The 17,438-nt window shown below is 43.2% G+C and carries 15 protein-coding genes; 4 read left to right on the plus strand and 11 right to left on the minus strand.

What is annotated here, in order from left to right:
- Positions 1–53 precede the first annotated feature (53 nt).
- The 7 genes from Q0788_RS05445 to Q0788_RS05475 form a co-directional block, all read right to left on the minus strand.
- On the minus strand, positions 54–779 hold the full coding sequence (locus Q0788_RS05445; RefSeq protein ID WP_101205569.1) for an ABC transporter permease: 726 nt from the start codon (positions 777–779) through the stop codon (positions 54–56).
- Positions 780–791: 12 nt separating this feature from the next.
- On the minus strand, positions 792–1,526 hold the full coding sequence (locus Q0788_RS05450; protein ID WP_057758316.1) for an ABC transporter permease subunit: 735 nt from the start codon (positions 1,524–1,526) through the stop codon (positions 792–794).
- Positions 1,527–1,986: 460 nt separating this feature from the next.
- Complete coding sequence (locus tag Q0788_RS05455) at positions 1,987–2,916, minus strand: ABC transporter substrate-binding protein (protein WP_298808573.1); 930 nt, start codon at positions 2,914–2,916, stop codon at positions 1,987–1,989.
- A gap of 72 nt (positions 2,917–2,988) precedes the next feature.
- Positions 2,989–3,885, minus strand: a complete 897-nt coding sequence (locus tag Q0788_RS05460; protein WP_201568414.1) for a transporter substrate-binding domain-containing protein — start codon at positions 3,883–3,885, stop codon at positions 2,989–2,991.
- Between the two features lie 152 nt (positions 3,886–4,037).
- The gene (locus tag Q0788_RS05465) at positions 4,038–4,838 is read right to left on the minus strand and encodes a transporter substrate-binding domain-containing protein (protein ID WP_298808577.1); all 801 of its coding nucleotides are present in this window, start codon (positions 4,836–4,838) and stop codon (positions 4,038–4,040) included.
- A 330-nt stretch (positions 4,839–5,168) separates the two neighbouring features.
- Positions 5,169–5,966 carry an ABC transporter ATP-binding protein gene (locus Q0788_RS05470; RefSeq protein ID WP_057758311.1) on the minus strand — a complete coding sequence of 266 codons (798 nt, stop codon included), beginning with the start codon at positions 5,964–5,966 and terminating at the stop codon, positions 5,169–5,171.
- Between the two features lie 342 nt (positions 5,967–6,308).
- Positions 6,309–6,614 (minus strand): hypothetical protein, encoded by a 306-nt coding sequence (locus Q0788_RS05475; RefSeq protein WP_298808579.1) that lies wholly within the window; start codon positions 6,612–6,614, stop codon positions 6,309–6,311.
- Positions 6,615–7,045: 431 nt separating this feature from the next.
- Here Q0788_RS05475 and Q0788_RS05480 point away from each other — a divergent pair, with 431 nt between their 5' ends.
- The 4 genes from Q0788_RS05480 (at position 7,046) to gltS (ending at position 11,055) form a co-directional block, all read left to right on the plus strand.
- On the plus strand, positions 7,046–8,347 hold the full coding sequence (locus Q0788_RS05480) for a glutamate-5-semialdehyde dehydrogenase (protein ID WP_298808581.1): 1,302 nt from the start codon (positions 7,046–7,048) through the stop codon (positions 8,345–8,347).
- Positions 8,348–8,468: 121 nt separating this feature from the next.
- Positions 8,469–9,221: a ribonuclease domain-containing protein gene (locus Q0788_RS05485; RefSeq protein WP_298808584.1), complete on the plus strand. Its 753-nt coding sequence runs from the start codon at positions 8,469–8,471 to the stop codon at positions 9,219–9,221.
- A 1-nt stretch (position 9,222) separates the two neighbouring features.
- Positions 9,223–9,642, plus strand: a complete 420-nt coding sequence (locus tag Q0788_RS05490; RefSeq protein WP_298808586.1) for a barstar family protein — start codon at positions 9,223–9,225, stop codon at positions 9,640–9,642.
- 138 nt (positions 9,643–9,780) lie between these two features.
- The gene (gene gltS / locus Q0788_RS05495) at positions 9,781–11,055 is read left to right on the plus strand and encodes a sodium/glutamate symporter (protein ID WP_238069241.1); all 1,275 of its coding nucleotides are present in this window, start codon (positions 9,781–9,783) and stop codon (positions 11,053–11,055) included.
- Between the two features lie 135 nt (positions 11,056–11,190).
- On the opposite strand, the gene Q0788_RS05500 is transcribed toward gltS, so the two are convergent.
- The 4 genes from Q0788_RS05500 to Q0788_RS05515 form a co-directional block, all read right to left on the minus strand.
- Complete coding sequence (locus Q0788_RS05500; RefSeq protein ID WP_298808592.1) at positions 11,191–12,726, minus strand: sodium:alanine symporter family protein; 1,536 nt, start codon at positions 12,724–12,726, stop codon at positions 11,191–11,193.
- A gap of 408 nt (positions 12,727–13,134) precedes the next feature.
- The gene (gene glyA / locus Q0788_RS05505; protein ID WP_191114682.1) at positions 13,135–14,391 is read right to left on the minus strand and encodes a serine hydroxymethyltransferase; all 1,257 of its coding nucleotides are present in this window, start codon (positions 14,389–14,391) and stop codon (positions 13,135–13,137) included.
- Between the two features lie 656 nt (positions 14,392–15,047).
- Positions 15,048–15,548 (minus strand): chorismate lyase, encoded by a 501-nt coding sequence (locus tag Q0788_RS05510; RefSeq protein ID WP_298808596.1) that lies wholly within the window; start codon positions 15,546–15,548, stop codon positions 15,048–15,050.
- Between the two features lie 99 nt (positions 15,549–15,647).
- The gene (locus tag Q0788_RS05515; RefSeq protein ID WP_298808598.1) at positions 15,648–17,021 is read right to left on the minus strand and encodes a GNAT family N-acetyltransferase; all 1,374 of its coding nucleotides are present in this window, start codon (positions 17,019–17,021) and stop codon (positions 15,648–15,650) included.
- Positions 17,022–17,438 lie beyond the last annotated feature (417 nt).

The raw sequence follows: 17,438 nt of genomic DNA on the forward strand, positions 1-17,438 counted from the left end.
TCATACTCTATTGTCTACAGTGACTTTGACGATTTTTAGTTGCTAACTGCTAACTATGGAATCGTATTGGTCACCACATCTGGTGGTACATAACTGGCGTGGCGGTTCATACGTTTTTCAAACATTCTAAAGCTAAACAAGATAACCCATGACAGCAATAAATAGACGATACCAGCGGCAAAGAATAGCTCCATCAAGGTATAGGTACGCGCACTAATCGTACGAGCAACACCTGTGATATCCATCAATGCAATAGTTGAAGCGAGCGCACTGCCCTTTAGCATAAAGATAACTTCGTTACTGTACGCTGGAATCACAATACCAAATGCGCGCGGTAGCGTAACCCGTGTTAGCTTTTGCCATTTTGACATGCCAAGCGCATCAGCAGCTTCAAGCTCTCCAATCGGAATCGTCTGAATCGCACCGCGTATAATCTCTGCCAGATAGGCACTGGTATTCAGGGTAAAGGCAATAATGGCACACCAATATGCTTGGCTAAGTACCGGCTCCCATAAGAACGACTCGCGCACGGCCTCGAACTGACCCAAACCGTAATAAATTAGGAATATCTGTACCAGCAGCGGCGTACCACGGAAAAAGAAGATATACAGAAACGGTAGTATCTGTACCACCCAATTCTTAGACAGTCGCAATAACGCCAAAACCAAACCAAACAGCAATCCAATCACACCTGAAAACAAGACCAGCTGTACGGTCAATACCGCGCCGCCTAGTAAATCAGGGATATGGTCAAAAATGACCTGCCAATTCCAATCCATAGTATCTCTCCTCTACCCTATGGTCGATTGACTGTGAGTGGATTGACGGCTTATCTTTTTGGCATAGCGTGCCGCAGGATTAGCGCGCCACTCAAGCCACATCATAAAGCCCGTAATCAACATGGTCAGACCCAAATAAATAATCGCTGCTGCCATATAAAAGGTAAACGGCTGCTGTGTAGACTGTGCCGCACGCGATGACTGATACATGATGTCCTTGAGACCCACGACCGATACCAATGCGGTATCTTTGAGCAGTACCAGAAACAAATTTCCCAAACCTGGTAAAGCAATCTGCCACACTTGCGGCAAGGTGATGCGATAAAAAGTCTGAAAAGGACGCATACCAATTGCTTGCGCAGCCTCTCGCTGCCCTACTGGAATCTCTTGAATGGACATGCGAAAAATCTCAGTCGCATACGCACCAAAGGCAATAGACAGTGCCATGACACCACCCCAAAAAGCGCTAATCTCGACATAGTCGTTATAGCCAAACTTTTTGAGGATGCTCATCAATAAGATAGAGCCGCCATAGTAAATAAAGAGCACCAATAGCAGCTCAGGAATACCGCGCATCGTCGCAGTATAAACAGTCGCAAGTTTACGCAGCAACCAGATATTGGACATCTTTGCGGTTGCGCCGAGCAAGCCTAGAGCCAGACCAATGATCAAACTGGTCACAGCTAGCTGTATGGTGACGGTAGCGCCGCTCAATAAAAGCGCGCCAAATCCTTGTAAGTCAAACACGATTATCCACTCAGTCTCTTTATATTAGCAATTTGCAAAATATGAGTTAAAAGAATCAGCATCAATAGCTGAACGCGGCGAAACACCGTATTTTATACCAAATCAATAGGGATGGTCGGCATCAAAAAATGACGTCAGAAGAATACGATTAACGCTGCGATAATTGACACAGTAGAAATGAGCGCTGATTTTATCATATTCACTCGCCGTGATGTTAATACTGACGCGTAAAAGCTGCGCCTAAACCGTACTTAAACAGACACTTGCCTCTATAAATATACAATCAGCCGACTAAATTTGAGAAAAATTGGTAGGCGGCTATTATGTATATTTGTTGATATAACGACGAATAAAAAAGGACATCACCATGATGGCGATATCCTTTTATTGATTAAAACAATATTTTTTGACTGCTATCTTTGACTACTGTTAGCTATTAACTAGCGTTTTCTGTCGCTGGTTAATAGCTAATGTTTGTATCCGCATCTGTACCCGTATCTGCGTCTTCATCAACTTTGCTCGTTGCAGACGCTGGCACCGCAAAGTACTTTTGATTGATTTTATCGTAAGTACCGTTTGCTTTTATATTAGCAAGAGACTGATTGATCTTTGCTTGTAGCGGATCATCTGGGCGTACTGCTATCGCAAAGTTATCATTGATATCAATTTCATCACCTTTTAGCGCATATTTGCTACCAGCATTTGAGCTTAACCATTCTATGGCAGGCAGCTTATCAGAAATCATCGCATCGACACGGTTTGAACCGAGATCCAAAAACGCATTGCTCAACGTATCATAAAGCTTCATATCGGCTTTTGGATACGTGTCTTCTAGCCACTGCGATGAAATGGTTGAACGCTGTGCAGCAATAGAATGCGAGTCGATATCACTGTTGTTACTAGGGTCAAAGCTGCTGTCTTTTTTGGCCAAAAAAACCAAGGCATTGCTAAAGTACGGATCGGTAAAGCTCACCTGCTGCGAACGCTCTGGAGTAACGGACATCGCGGCCACGATTGCATCGTATTTACCTGCTTTTAGACCAGGGATAATACCGTCCCAGTCCTGCGCCACAATCTCACAAGTAACCTGCATATCCACACAGAGTGCATTTGCTATCTCAACATCAAAACCACCCAGTGTCCCATCGGCATTGGTATAGTTAAAAGGTGCATAGGCCCCTTCTGTACCGATGCGTAATACATCACCTGTAGAGGCTGCCGTTGCTTCGGTAGCCTCTGGATTGGTATCAGCTGTACTCTCCTGGCTATTGCTACAGCCAGCAACAGTAAAGGCCGTCGCTAGTGCAAACAATGACATAGACAGACGACTGGCTACAGTAATGTTAAATTTGCCAGTCGTGGCACAGATTGGGGCACAATGGTTGCTCATGATCATCCTTGGTTTTTTCTTGAGTAAACAACACGTCTTCAAACAACAGCAGTCAAACTGCTAGATATCATATTAGTTAGCTGGTGCTTCTTCTTCAGCGACCACTACTTCTTCGACACTATCAGTTGTTGCCACCGCTTTTTGAGCTGCAGCCGTTGAGCTAGTACCAAAATAGCTACCCGTGATTTGATCATAGGTGCCGTTGTCTTTTAGCTCAGCCAATGCTGCATTGAACTTAGCAACTAACGGATCGCCTTTACGGAAGGCAATACCCATTGCATCATCATTGGTGCTGATTTCTTCACCTTTAACTTCGTAGCCTTTGCCTGCGTCTGTTTTTAACCAGTCGATACCCGTTACTTTGTCAGACATCATACCGCGCACGCGACCTGAGGTTAGATCTAGATAAGCATTGTCCTGCGTATCATATAATTTGATATCAGCATCTGCATGCTCGTCTTGTAGGTATTGCGAGGCAACAGTTGAGCGCTGTGACGCAATTGGCAGACCTGTTAGCGACTCAACGCTTAAGTCATCACCTTTTTTACCGATCAAGATGATACCGCTATGGAAGTAAGGGTCACTGAAATCAACCACTTCTTTACGCTCAGGCGTGATAGACATACCTGCGATAGCTGCATCAAATTTCTGTGCGTTAAGCCCTGGAATCAAACCATCCCAATCTTGAGAGATGACTTCACACTCAGCTTTCATTTGTGCACATAATGCGTCAACCAGCTCAATCTCATAACCAATTAGTTTGCCATCTGCATCGGTATAACTGAAAGGCTTATAGCTTGATTCTGTCGCAATTTTGATATTTAAAGGCGCTTCAGTAGCGGTATCAGCTTCAGCATTTTCTGCTGGTGCTGAGCTATTGTTACAACCTGCCAACATTAGCATTGCTGCGCTAAGCGGTGCTAGCCACAATGCTTTTTTGCTCATTGATGATGTCATTGAAATTGTCATAAGTTTTATTCCTTAATATATTTACCAGCTGTATCGTCCATCACTGCTTGCTGATTTATGCTTATAAACACCGTTTATTTGAAACATGCCCAGTTTTAAACATTACTTGCATAAAACGTTACTTGTTCTAAGCACAAATCTTCAGTGAGTCATTATTGACCAAAGTTCATCTGCTCAAGACGTGCAAGCTCACCGTTACCACGGATTTCGCTCAATGCTTTGTCAAAGTCAGCTTTGAGTGAGTCACCTTTACGTACAGCAATGGCAATATTGTCATCGTTATCAATTTCATCACCAACGATACCGAAGCCCGCTGCGTTTTCTGCTAACCATGATTTGGCAGAAACTTTTTCAGCCAAGACCGCATCGCTACGACCAGATTTTAGATCTAGATAGGCATTGTCATAGTTGTCATACAACTGAACTGTGTTGCCTTCTTTGCCTTCGTAATTATCCTGTAGATAAGCACCTGGCGTAGTAGAACGTTGACCACCAAGCGTTGCGTCTTTAATCGCCATAGGATCAAAACCACCATCCGTATTGGTTAGCCATACCATTGTATTGGCAAAGTACGGCTCGCTGAAATCAACTTTTTCTTGACGCTCAGCGGTGATAGACATACCTGCGATCACAGCATCATATTTCTGTGCCAATAGACCTGGGATAATACCGTCCCAATCTTGTGCAACGATTTCACACTTGGCTTGCATTTGATCACACAAAGCGTTGGCAACATCGATATCAAAACCTGCCAAGCTGCCATCAGCGTTGGTGTAGTTGAATGGAGGGTAAGCACCTTCGGTGGCGATACGAATGGTTTTACCAGTGGTTTCTGCTGCAGGGGCGTCAGCGTTGGTATCGGTAGTTTCATCGGCAGGTTGGCTACAAGCGCTCAACATCAATGCAGCAGTAACGGTCATTGATGACCACAATAGGCGAGAATTCGACATCATACGTTCCTTAAATTCTGATGGGTTTTACATAAGTTTTTGACAGGATTTTCTGACTTAGGGTTCTGATATTTTGTTCTCTGACGTCCCTGCCAGACAAGCAATATAGATAGCAGAATAACAGACAGCCACGAGACGTGACGGCCTATAAACCTTTTGATAATACCTGAGTAAAATATCAAAAACAAACGTTTTGCATACTCATAGTTATCATTGGGCAATAAACAGTCAACAATGGTTACGTTACAGTGATTTTACATTTGGTAGGGTAAATGGTGGCAAGCGTGTTGCCACCATTTGTATTGGACATGATACTAGGCAAAAAACTAATAACTAAGTAGGACGGTGCGATGCCATAAAGTCTTTGACACGCTCAGAGGTAGGGTTATCAAAGACTTGCTCAGGTGTGCCAATTTCTTCAACCACACCTTGATGCAAAAAGACGACTTTGCTTGATACTTCACGGGCAAAGCGCATTTCGTGAGTAACGATAAGCATCGTACGTCCTTCTTCTGCTAGCTCGCGCATTACCGCAAGCACTTCGTTGACCAGTTCAGGATCTAGCGCAGAGGTTGGTTCGTCAAATAATAGAACTTGTGGCTGCATAGCAAGCGCACGAGCAATAGCGACACGCTGACGCTGACCACCAGATAAGTTGGCAGGATAAGCGTCTTTTTTGTCGAGCAGGCCGACTTTATCGAGCAGCTTTTCCGCATCGCTAATCGCTTGGTCTTTTTTAATCTTTAAGACCTGTGTTGGCCCTTCGATGATATTTTGCAGAATTGTCTTGTGTGGCCACAGATTAAAGTTCTGAAAGACAAACCCCACGCGAGCACGCAAGCTTTCTAGCTGCTTCACGTCTGCTGCTTGTAGCTCACCTGATTTGGCAGGTTTTAGCATCAGCTCTTCATTACCGATCAAGATACGACCATGATTTGGGTTTTCTAGAAGATTAATACAACGCAGCAACGTCGACTTACCTGAGCCAGATGAGCCCAAAATAGAGATAACATCGCCATCATAGGCAGTCAGGGATACCCCTTTTAATACCTCTAATGAGCCGTAGCTTTTATGGATGTCTTGTAAGTCTAGGGCGATAGGCCGAGTCGGGTTTTTTGCAGTATCAAGCATGGTTCAGCAGACTTCCAATAAATATGAGTGAAAACACGAATAAAATAAGAGCTATATATAGTACAAGCATCTAGATGCATTATCGTAATATGCCTGATGAGGCAAAGAGAAAAATGCCATATTGTCTCTTATTACGCAGTAAAAAGGCAAATATTGTATTTAACCAACGGGTTAATCAGCTTCTAACAAACCGCGAATACAAAAAAGCCCAGACTGCATTTATCGCTCTGGGCTTTATTTTATCACTTTAGAATACGAGACGTTGTGTTATCTGATAACTGCCTATTTATAGTATGTGCTTAGTACATCTAATATGTAGCTAGTGCATTCTATAATATGCGATTAGTACGTCGATACATGCTCTGAGTCTTCAGTCCCGTCCATCATATCTGCATCTTCTGCTGTTGCTACTGCCACATCATCGTTATTGGTAACGTCCATACCTTCATCATCAGCACTAGCAACGGCCACATCATCATTGTCGCTCGCTGTTGCACTTTCTTCTACAGAGGTTTGAGCGTCTACGGTAGTATCAGCTTCAGTTTCCATCGGTGTGTCGTCTTTTTTGCTACAAGCGCCTAATGCCAAAGCACTTGCTACCAAACCAACCGTTAACCAATTTTTATAAGTCGTATTTTTCGTAGCCATGTTCGTTCTCCATCACTCATCATAATAAGATTAAGTACTATCTACTGATAGCCTTGCTGTTTTAATGCTTACTATACTGAGGATATCTCGCGGCTACCTTAGTATTTACAGCGCAATTCTGTTAAAAACACGTAAAGATATAGTGTAGTACTGATAACGCGATTATCTTAAATAAATACCGCTTAGCATGAACAACATTACTTTGAACAAGCCCTTACAAGAGCGTTGCAAAGCGGATTCTGTTCACAAAATCATCTTTACTATCGTTCCAATCTGCTCTATGTTAAATAGCATAATGACCTATCGCTATCTAAGTAGGCATTCAAAACTTCTTTTTTTGCGACATTTTTCGCCTTTTTAGGTATTTTTACCTATATAAAATTGGGCGCTTTTAGTTATAAAAAACCTGTATCACATAAGGAAAATAATTTATGAGTCAATCGAATACTACGGATATTACGACCTATATGCAGTCTGTCGGTAAGCAAGCACGAGCCGCTTCTCGCGCGCTGGCTGCTGCCAACACTGGCGATAAAAACTCAGCACTCTTGGCCATTCATGATGAGCTGGTCAATGCCAAACAAGACATCTTGGCAGCCAATAAAATCGATATGGACAACGGTCAAAAAAACAATCTTGATAGTGCCCTCCTCGATCGCTTGGAATTAAACGAAGCACGATTTAACGGTATGCTACAAGGTCTTAAAGACGTCGCTGGCCTTCCTGACCCAATTGGTGAAGTCACTGACATGACTTATCAGCCATCGGGTATTCATTTGGGCAAAATGCGGGTGCCACTTGGTGTAGTCGGTATGATTTATGAGTCGCGTCCTAACGTAACATTGGAGGCTGCCTCACTAGCACTCAAGTCAGGCAACGCCATTATTTTGCGCGGTGGTTCTGAAGCCTTTGAGTCTAACCAAGCCATTGCCAAATGTATCATTAAAGGTCTTAGCCATACTGATCTATCAGAACATAGCGTGCAAGTGCTACAGACGACCGATCGTGCAGCCGTTGGTGAGCTGATTACCATGACTGAATATGTCGATGTCATCGTGCCACGTGGTGGTAAAGGTCTGATTGCGCGTATCAGCAACGATGCAAAAGTACCTGTAATTAAGCATTTAGACGGTAACTGCCATACCTTTATCGATAGTGATGCGGACGCTGAGATTGCGATTAAAGTCAGCGTTAATGCCAAAACACATCGCTACGGCACTTGTAATACGATGGAAACGCTACTGGTCGATGAAACAGTCGCAGATGAGCTATTGCCTAAAATAGCAGAGGCCATCGTCGCTGCTGATGACGCAATGCAACTACGCCTTGATGACAAATCACAAGCTATCCTAAATGACAATGCTAAACTTCAAGGTCATCTATCAGCTGCCACTTCCGAGGATTGGGATACTGAATATTTAGCTCCTATCCTAGCGGTAAAAGTGGTGTCAGGTATTGATGAGGCAATTGAGCATATCAATACGCACGGCAGTCATCATACTGATGTCATCATCACTGACAACTACACCAAATCGCAACGCTTCATCCGTGAAGTGGACTCGGCCAGCGTAATGATTAATGCTTCTAGCCGTTTTGCTGATGGTTTTGAATACGGTCTCGGTGCTGAGATTGGTATCTCAACGGACAAAATCCATGCACGTGGCCCTGTCGGTCTCGAAGGTCTGACTTCACAGAAATGGATCGTCTATGGTCATGGCGAAACCCGTGCTTAATCATACCAGTATCGACTATCAAAACGAATAATCAGAAACGTCAGCAATTATGCTGGCGTTTCTTCGTTTAAATCATAAGTATTTTAGTTAAGGCATTTAAATTATAGGGAGCGGTACGACTATGCAAAGTGGCAAGATTAAGCACTGGAACGAAGATAAAGGCTACGGCTTTATCGATGTAGATAATCAAAGTGAAGATGTGTTCTTTCATATAAGCAAAGCAAGACTGGCGAATCCTATAACGGTTGGACAAAGTGTCTACTTTAACAGTGCCCGTAACGACAAAAACCAATTGAGAGCCACTGAAGTGACCTCGTCTTCGTTGAGCCTTGACCAAGATACTGCATCAGATGTTCCAAGCTATACCCCTACTAATGCTAATAGAAATAGCAATCAACGCACTCGTAACTCAAATCGTAGCAGTCACAATAGCAGACCCAATAAAAGAAGCTTAGGCTCTACGCTATTTAGCCTTATCGCTATAATCGCCGTCGCTTTCTATTTCTTTGGCGATTTAAATTCGACATTGTTTGCTGATAGCATCGAGTCGACAACGGTATCGCAAGAAGTCATTGATAATACGAGCCAAACTACTACTGCTGGTATAACGGGTGATGCACAGGTCGACAATACGATTGCGCTCATTCAGCAAGGAGGCCCGTTTCCGTATCCAAATAAAGATGGTACGACGTTTTATAACCGTGAAGGCAGACTACCCGCCCAGTCACAAGGCTACTACCGCGAATATACCGTCCCCACCCCTGGTGTCTCTCATCGCGGCGCACGGCGTATCGTCACAGGTGGTAATCCGCCTACCGTCTATTACTTGACTGTCGACCATTATGATAGCTTCCAAAGACTACAGGTGCCTTAATATGAAAAAAGCTGATATGAATCGAGAAAGTATAAACCAAGCCATTCATTACGTTAATCAAAGCCATGTTAATCAAGGTCACATTAACCAAAACGGTACAGCACTGGGTACTAGCATTCCTGCGCAGGCTGTTACTATAGCCGTAGGTGACACGCTCGAAAAAACTGAGCTATTGACGAGTTTAGCTAAGGCCTGTGACTTCCCTAGTTATTTTTCACACAACTGGGACAGTGCATGGGATTGTCTAACAGACAGTGAGGCAATTCATTTAAGGCTTGATTTGACAGACGTTAAAAGCATAAACACTGAGGACTTCAATGTCTTTAAAAGCATCATTGAGGATGCCTTTAGAGAATTTGGCAAACCACAATTGTGGATCATCGTGCCATCTGAGGATGAAGCTTATGCGTTAGAAACTTAGTCGTTGAAAGCCTATATGTTGCAAGCTTGACCGCCGATAGTCACCGATAATTATTCGTCATCATAGAAACCTGAATTCGAGATAAAGCCATATTTATCCCGAATTCAGGTTAATTTATTTTATAGAAAGGATTAACCTATGGAGATTACCTTAAACGGTTATTACACCCTGATATTGGCCACCTTAGTGCTGCTGCTTGGGCGGTTTTTGGTGAGACGAGTCAAGTTTTTAGAGGACTTTAATATTCCAGAACCGGTTGCTGGTGGTCTGGTCGCGGCGATTGTTGTCTATGCTCTCAATATGGTTTGGGGATATAGTTTTAACTTTCATCAAGGACTACAGACCGCCACCATGTTGATGTTCTTTGCGTCCATCGGTCTGAGCGCTGATTTTAGTCGATTAAAAGCAGGCGGCACACCATTACTGATTTTTACTATCGTTGTTTCAGTGTTTATTGTATTGCAGGACATCGTTGGTGTGGCCATGGCAAGTGCGTTAGGACTTGATCCTTTGCTCGGTCTAGTGACAGGGTCTATCGCTCTAACGGGTGGTCATGGTACAGCAGGCGCTTGGGGTATTACGTTAGAACAAGACTACGGCGTGGTCGGTGCGACGACACTGGGTATCGCGGTTGCTACGTATGGTTTGGTCGCGGGTGGTATCGTTGGTGGTCCTGTTGCCCGTCGCTTGATTAACCGACTTGGACTAAAACCAACGCCAGCCAACCCTGATCCTAGCGATATCGAAAAAGTTGCTGGTGCGCAGTCATTATATAGCACCAAACACGATGAAGAGTCTGCAGGTAGTAATAAAGATATCTTTGAAAGACCTGATAGCATGCGCTTTATCACCGCTTCTTCTACTATCGAAACCTTGGCACTATTCGCAGGTGCTTTGGCTTTTGCCGATGTGATGGCCATCGTTGCTGAAGGTACATGGTTTGAGCTGCCTACTTTCGTATGGGCACTGGCAGGCGGCGTCATCATTCGCAATGTGCTGACGATGGTCTTCAATTTTGATATGTTTGACCGCTCAATTGATGTACTTGGTAATGCGTCTTTAAGCCTATTTCTAGCGATGGCATTATTGTCTTTAAAACTTTGGCAGTTGACCGATTTGGCAGGCCCTGTACTAATTATATTGGTTGTACAGACCATCATTATGATTATCTACGTGTACCTCATTACCTTTAAAATTATGGGTAAAGACTACGACGCAGCTGTATTATCAGCGGGGCATTGTGGTTTTGGTATGGGTGCGACACCGACTGCAATTGCAAATATGCAGGCAGTCACTGACCGCTATCTGCCTTCACCTAAAGCATTCCTAATCGTGCCAATGGTTGGTGCGTTCTTTGTTGATATCGTTAATGCCACGATACTACAGATTTTTACGAAGTTACCGTTTATGTAGGCCGATGCTGTTACAGATTAAAACTTAATAGCCATCTAGCAAATAACAAATACTAGCCATCGAAAAGCCCGCCAGGACTCATCTTGGCGGGCTTTTTTAATTATCAAGTTATAACAGAGTGTTCAATAAAACCTATTATTTATACTTTTTAATTTCACCATTTTTCACACGAGCTATGAAAGAATTAACCTCTCTTTTCACAATTGGCATCAAGAAGTACAGACCGATGATGTTAAAGATAGCCATAGCGAACAGAGCCGCATCTGAGAAGTCGATAACGAAGCTAAACTGTACGATGGTACCGATAACAACGAAGATTAAGAAGATAAGTTTGTATATCATCTCGCCGCCTTTACCTTCACCGAAAAGGTAAGTCCAAGCTTTTAGACCATAATATGACCATGAAATCATCGTTGAGAAAGCAAACAATAATACCGCGACAGCTAGGAAATACTGGAAGATAGGCGCCGTTTCCATAAAGGCCGCACGGGTTAAATCCACACCAGTAAGCGCTTGGGTTTGCAAGTTTGCGGCAGTGTTCACCCCAGAGATAGTAATAACAAGCGCCGTCATCGTACAGATAACAACCGTATCAATGAAAGGCTCTAATAGCGCTACTAGACCTTCAGTAGCAGGCTCTTTGGTTTTTACTGCTGAGTGAGCAATAGCGGCTGAACCAACACCCGCTTCGTTAGAGAAAGTTGCACGTTTCAAACCTTGAATCAACGCGCCAATAAAGCCACCAGCCACGCCAGCACCAGTGAAGGCACCCGAGAAAATCTCACCAAATGCAGTGCCGATATGATTAAAGTTAGCAATCAGTACGATTACCGCCATAGTAATGTATAACAAGGCCATAAAAGGTACGACTTTTTCGGTAACGGTTGCGATGCGCGGCATACCACCAATGATGACCATACCAACTAAAAATGCTAAGCCAATACCAAAGAATACACTGTAATCCGTTGGAATACTAAAAGTAGAGCTCATCACTGCAAAGGCTTGGTTACCTTGGAACATGTTACCAGCACCAAAGGTCGCCAATATACACATAAGTGCAAAACCAACAGCCAGAAACTTACCTAATCCGCCCATACCACGTTCAGCCATACCGCGGCTTAGGTAGTACATAGGGCCACCTGATACGACGCCAGATGGTAGTACCGTACGGTATTTGACACCTAGCGTACATTCTACAAACTTAGTCGCCATACCGAATAGGCCGACCATAATCATCCAAAAAGTAGCACCAGGTCCGCCAATAGCAAGTGCTGCACCAACGCCTGCGATATTACCAAGACCAACGGTACCTGATAAAGCAGTAGCTAAGGCTTGAAAATGACTGACCTCGCCTTCTTCCTTGTTGGCGGGATTAGGATCGGTATATTTGCCTCTGACAATATCTAGAGACAAGCCTATTTGGCGAAACTGAATAAATCCAAAGTAAAAGGTAAATACGAGTGCGGCAACTAATAACCAGCCCACAATGAGTGGGAAGCTGACGTCCCCAAGAGGTACTGAAAAGAAAATAAGGTCGACGAACCAGCCGAATATATTGGCCATAAAGCCATCGAGACCTGCTCCAAATGCTGCTAAACCTGATTGTTCTGCTGCTTGCGCAAGAGTCGTGCTGAGTAATAGCATCGTTGCGACTAAAGATTGTTTTTTCATGTAAATCCCTCTATTGAAAATAATATTTATATAATTATTCAATCAATTACAGCGATACTAATACAAAGTGTAACTATTTATTATAATTTGTATTAGTATTATTACTAAATGTTCAATACTGACTATATACTAATATTTTTGTATAAACAAAGAGATTTACACATTTTTCTTAATTAAACATCAACTTAGCTCCTTAAAATTAATAGCAAAACTCAATCAAGCTCACTACACTTATCGAAAAATGTTGGTAGTAATTTTCAGGTTAAATAACGGACTTAAATATAATTAAAAGAGCTCAATGGCAATATCAATATAGGTTTGCGTTAAATGTTCTAATATTTATGAAGAGCAATAACAAAAAAACCGCTAAGCAAAAGCTTAGCGGTTTTTTTATTACCATTCTAAAGTTTACTGATTTTTAGCATAGACTGGTAATTCTGCACAAATCGCTTCTACTTTAGCGCGTACTTCAGTAGCAACCGCTTCATCACCGCGGCTGTCTAGTACGTCACAGATCCAACCTGCCAACTCGCCCGCTTGTGCTTCGTTGAAACCGCGAGTAGTAATAGCTGGTGTACCGATACGGATACCAGAAGTCACGAATGGTGATTTTGGATCGTTTGGTACAGCGTTTTTGTTGACAGTGATGTGTGCTTCACCAAGCCATTTATCCGCTTCTTTACCCGTCATTTCTTGCTTAACGAGGCTGATCAGCATTAGATGGTTTTCAGTACCACCAGAGATAACTTCATAGCCGCGCTCTTGAACCACTTTTGCCATTGCTTGCGCATTTTTCACTACTTGCTGCTGATACGTTTTGAAGCTATCTTCTAACGCTTCTTTAAAGCAAACCGCTTTTGCAGCGATAACATGCATCAACGGGCCACCTTGGTTGCCTGGGAATACAGCTGAGTTTAGCTTTTTAGCCAGTACTTCATCACGTGCCAAAATCATACCTGAGCGTGGGCCACGTAGGGTTTTGTGCGTCGTCGTCGTGACCACATCAGCGAAAGGTACTGGGTTTGGATAAACACCGCCAGCAACCAAGCCTGCAACGTGTGCCATATCGACCAATAGATACGCGCCTACTTCGTCCGCGATGTCACGGAAACGCTGCCAATCTACTACTTGTGAGTATGCTGAGAAACCCGCAATGATCATTTTTGGCTTATGCTCACGCGCTAGACTCTCTACTTGATCATAATCAATAAGGCCAGTGCCATCTACCAATCCGTATTGTACGGCATTGTAGTTCAAACCTGAGAAGTTGATGTGTGCGCCATGCGTCAAGTGACCACCAGCGTCTAAGCTCATGCCTAGTACAGTGTCATTTGCTTCTAGCAATGCTAAAAATACGGCTGAGTTTGCTTGGCTACCAGAATGTGGCTGAACGTTCACATACTCTGCACCGAACAACTCTTTAGCGCGGTCAATAGCCAATTGCTCAACCACATCCACATGCTCACAACCACCATAATAACGCTTGCCAGGATAGCCTTCTGCGTATTTGTTGGTAAGGTCAGTACCTTGTGCTTCCATCACTGCTTGTGAGCAGTAGTTTTCAGAGGCGATAAGCTCGATGTGGTTTTCTTGACGAACGCTTTCTGCGGCCATCGCTTCAGCAAGTACTGGATCAAAATCTTTGATAGAAATATCTTTAAACATAGTGATGTCCTAAGTAGTGACTGTCATTAAAAAACGTCATTGAAAAGAAGCTTATAGCCTGCCCACAATAAAACAACTACTGCGTCAACGTCGCTGAAGTACGCTTGATACCTCTGCACGCTGTTTTTCTGCAGTCTGTTTTATGGTACGACCATTATTGTGAATGGAGTCTATTAGCAAAGATTGAAATAAGAATAAATACAGGCGACTGACCTGTTATTAACTTGACTGATTCGTCAATAAAATCGATGTACATTTGCATCGATATCATCGCGAAAGATTAAGTGTAACATGAAAATTTGTGCTGTGAGCGCAAAAAAACCTCACCTTAAGATGAGGGAATTAAATGACTATATAACACAGATAAATAGCCAATAAAATAAAGGATTTACCCGTTGAATGTTTTCGCCAATATGCCTTTTTATGCTGATTTAGGCCTAAAATATTTTTAAGCGTGGCTAGATATAGTCAATTTAATATAATTTCGATACAAGGAAACCGAGTGCAAGTTACACATTAGTATGCTTAGCGAGGATGACGATGTAGCGGATTTATATAGACTTGACTATATAGTCGATTCAATTTAAAAGTAGTACAAAGCAGCCGAGTGTAGATGTATATTAAATAACTCAAGCAAGGTTAACCTAGTAATATTTTTATAGGTCGCTAGTTAAAAACGCAGGTAAGAACGTTTCACTGATCATTATCTTACGACCATACCAGTCATAACGCGTTTGTCGTTGCCAACCGTCACTGGTATGACTGATAAAACGCTCATTTGGCAAGGTACGTCGACGCTTAAATAACACGTAGCCAATAGGTGTGTTCTTCAAATGCTGCAGACGACGCGACTGACATTTTAAACTGTTTAAAGGAAAGGTGCTCTGTGCTTGCACCCATGGCATGTCATCATTGCCATATAGCTGCACTTCCCGTACCCATGCCAGCATTGGACGATTTAGCATCATGCCTCGTACACCTAGCTGCTTTTTTTGACCTAAAGTCAGCGAACGATAGCCCTCAAAGCTGCGTTTTACGCGCAGCGGCTGCCCTGCCTTCTCTTCTAATATCGCAGTGAGAGAACCTTCAGCATTGAGCCAAGGTAAGAGTTCAGTAGGAGGTAGGCCGCTGATAGAACTAGAAGAATTGCTGGTCATAGTTTATGGCTAGTATTTTTTATAGGGTGTTTGATAGTTAAAAGGTGCTTGCAAATAGAGGCAGAGTGAGTCACAGCTGATTGCCGTTATAAATTACTGCTATGAGGCACTACCGTCAAATGCAGGCATATTGTCTGCATTAAAAGGCAGAGCTTCAAAGGCCTGCTGACGATACTGCGCCATGTGCATTCGATCTCTGACACAAAAATCGCCAATCGCCGGTACAAAACGCGGATCATATATACGATGGATAGAATGTGTCGTCGTTGGGATAAAACCACGTACCAGCTTATGCTCGCCTTGCGTACCCGGATCAAAAGACATCAGCCCTTGCTCAATAGCAAACTCGATACCTTGGTAATAGCATAGCTCGAAATGTAGGCTGTCATATTCACCGAGCGCACCCCAGTAACGACCATATAAGGTAGCATTATTATCGCCATCAGCCTTGTCACCATCAACATTGTCGCTATCAGGTCTGTCATATAAGAACAAACTACTCGCGATAATCTCACCACTGACATCAAGTGCCTGCGCAAGCATTATATGCTCAGGCATGCTCGCTGCCAACGCCATAAAAAAGTCTAAGGTTAAATAAGGTTGTTGTCCGCGTACTGCATAGGTCATCACATAACAATGATAAAAGGCCTTCCAGTCAGCGTCGCTAATAGCATCACCGCACTTTCGCTGGCAGCTAATGCCTTGCTCGGCAACTTTACGGCGCTCAGCCCGAATGGTTTTGCGCTTTTTGGCTTTTAAGGTCATCAAAAACGCATCAAAATCTGCAAATGGCTTGTGGTCATTAAGTAAGTCTTTGTTTTGCCATAAGAACTGGCAACCTTGACGCTCAAATATCGGTAGCTCAATAACAGCTGACTCTACGCCGCTTTCTTGAGCCACTATAGCATGCTCTACATCAATTTCAGTTGGCATAGATGTAGTGGCAATAGAGGCCAGCTCAGGTGTCACAAATAGTCCATGCCAGCTTGAGGCGCCCACTTGTTGAGCGATATCATCGATACCTGCGATGGCCGTTCTGAGGATATCTTCATTCAAGGTTTCACCTTTTGCCAACCAAACTCTCTGACCAGTAATCGGTGTATATGGTGCGCTAGTGACCAATCGCGGATAATAATCAACACCATAGCGCGCATAAGCTTCAGCCCATGCATGATCAAATACAAACTCACCGCGATGATGACCTTTTATAAATACTGGCATGACGGCCACAGGCTGCAATGTATTTTCTGCTGCGCTATCTACTAAGGTATTGATGCTATCTTCACTATCGGCATAGTCTGTGACACGATGTACCAAAATAAATATCGGTAGCCACCCTGCCTGCTCACCAATTGCTCCGGTGTCTGCCAGTGCTTGCCAAAAAGCAAATGACATAAAAGGGGTATCTGGCGTCTGCCACTCTGTTTGGCTCTGCCAGCTGGTATCATTAATCAGCGCATACTCTAAACTCATATTCACCGTCACTATTATAATCGCGATATATTTATCGATAACCAATCTATTGATGACCTAGACTAGCAAATTTTTACGTCATTGCTGTCACAATTTGCAAAAACTTATCCGCACCTAATAAAAAACCACCAACGATAACGCGGGTGGTTTGTACGACTGCGCTCATGGGCAGTAAGATCAATATAAAACGTCATGAAAAAACAGTAGTTGTATGGAAAAGATGATATCGAAGCCGATGACTGGTAGAATAAGGTTGTTATTAGCTTAGTATAATTCGAAACCATAGGATACGAGCTAAAACAGTATACTTAGTTCATGGTATACGATTGACATCCTATCGGATTTATAGTGGATTGATTATAATGTAGCGTCAGTGATTCACTTTTAGGCAATTTTGCACCGACCGTTAACGTGTTG

The sequence above is a fragment of the uncultured Psychrobacter sp. genome, from assembly GCF_947500265.1.
Taxonomy (GTDB): domain Bacteria; phylum Pseudomonadota; class Gammaproteobacteria; order Pseudomonadales; family Moraxellaceae; genus Psychrobacter.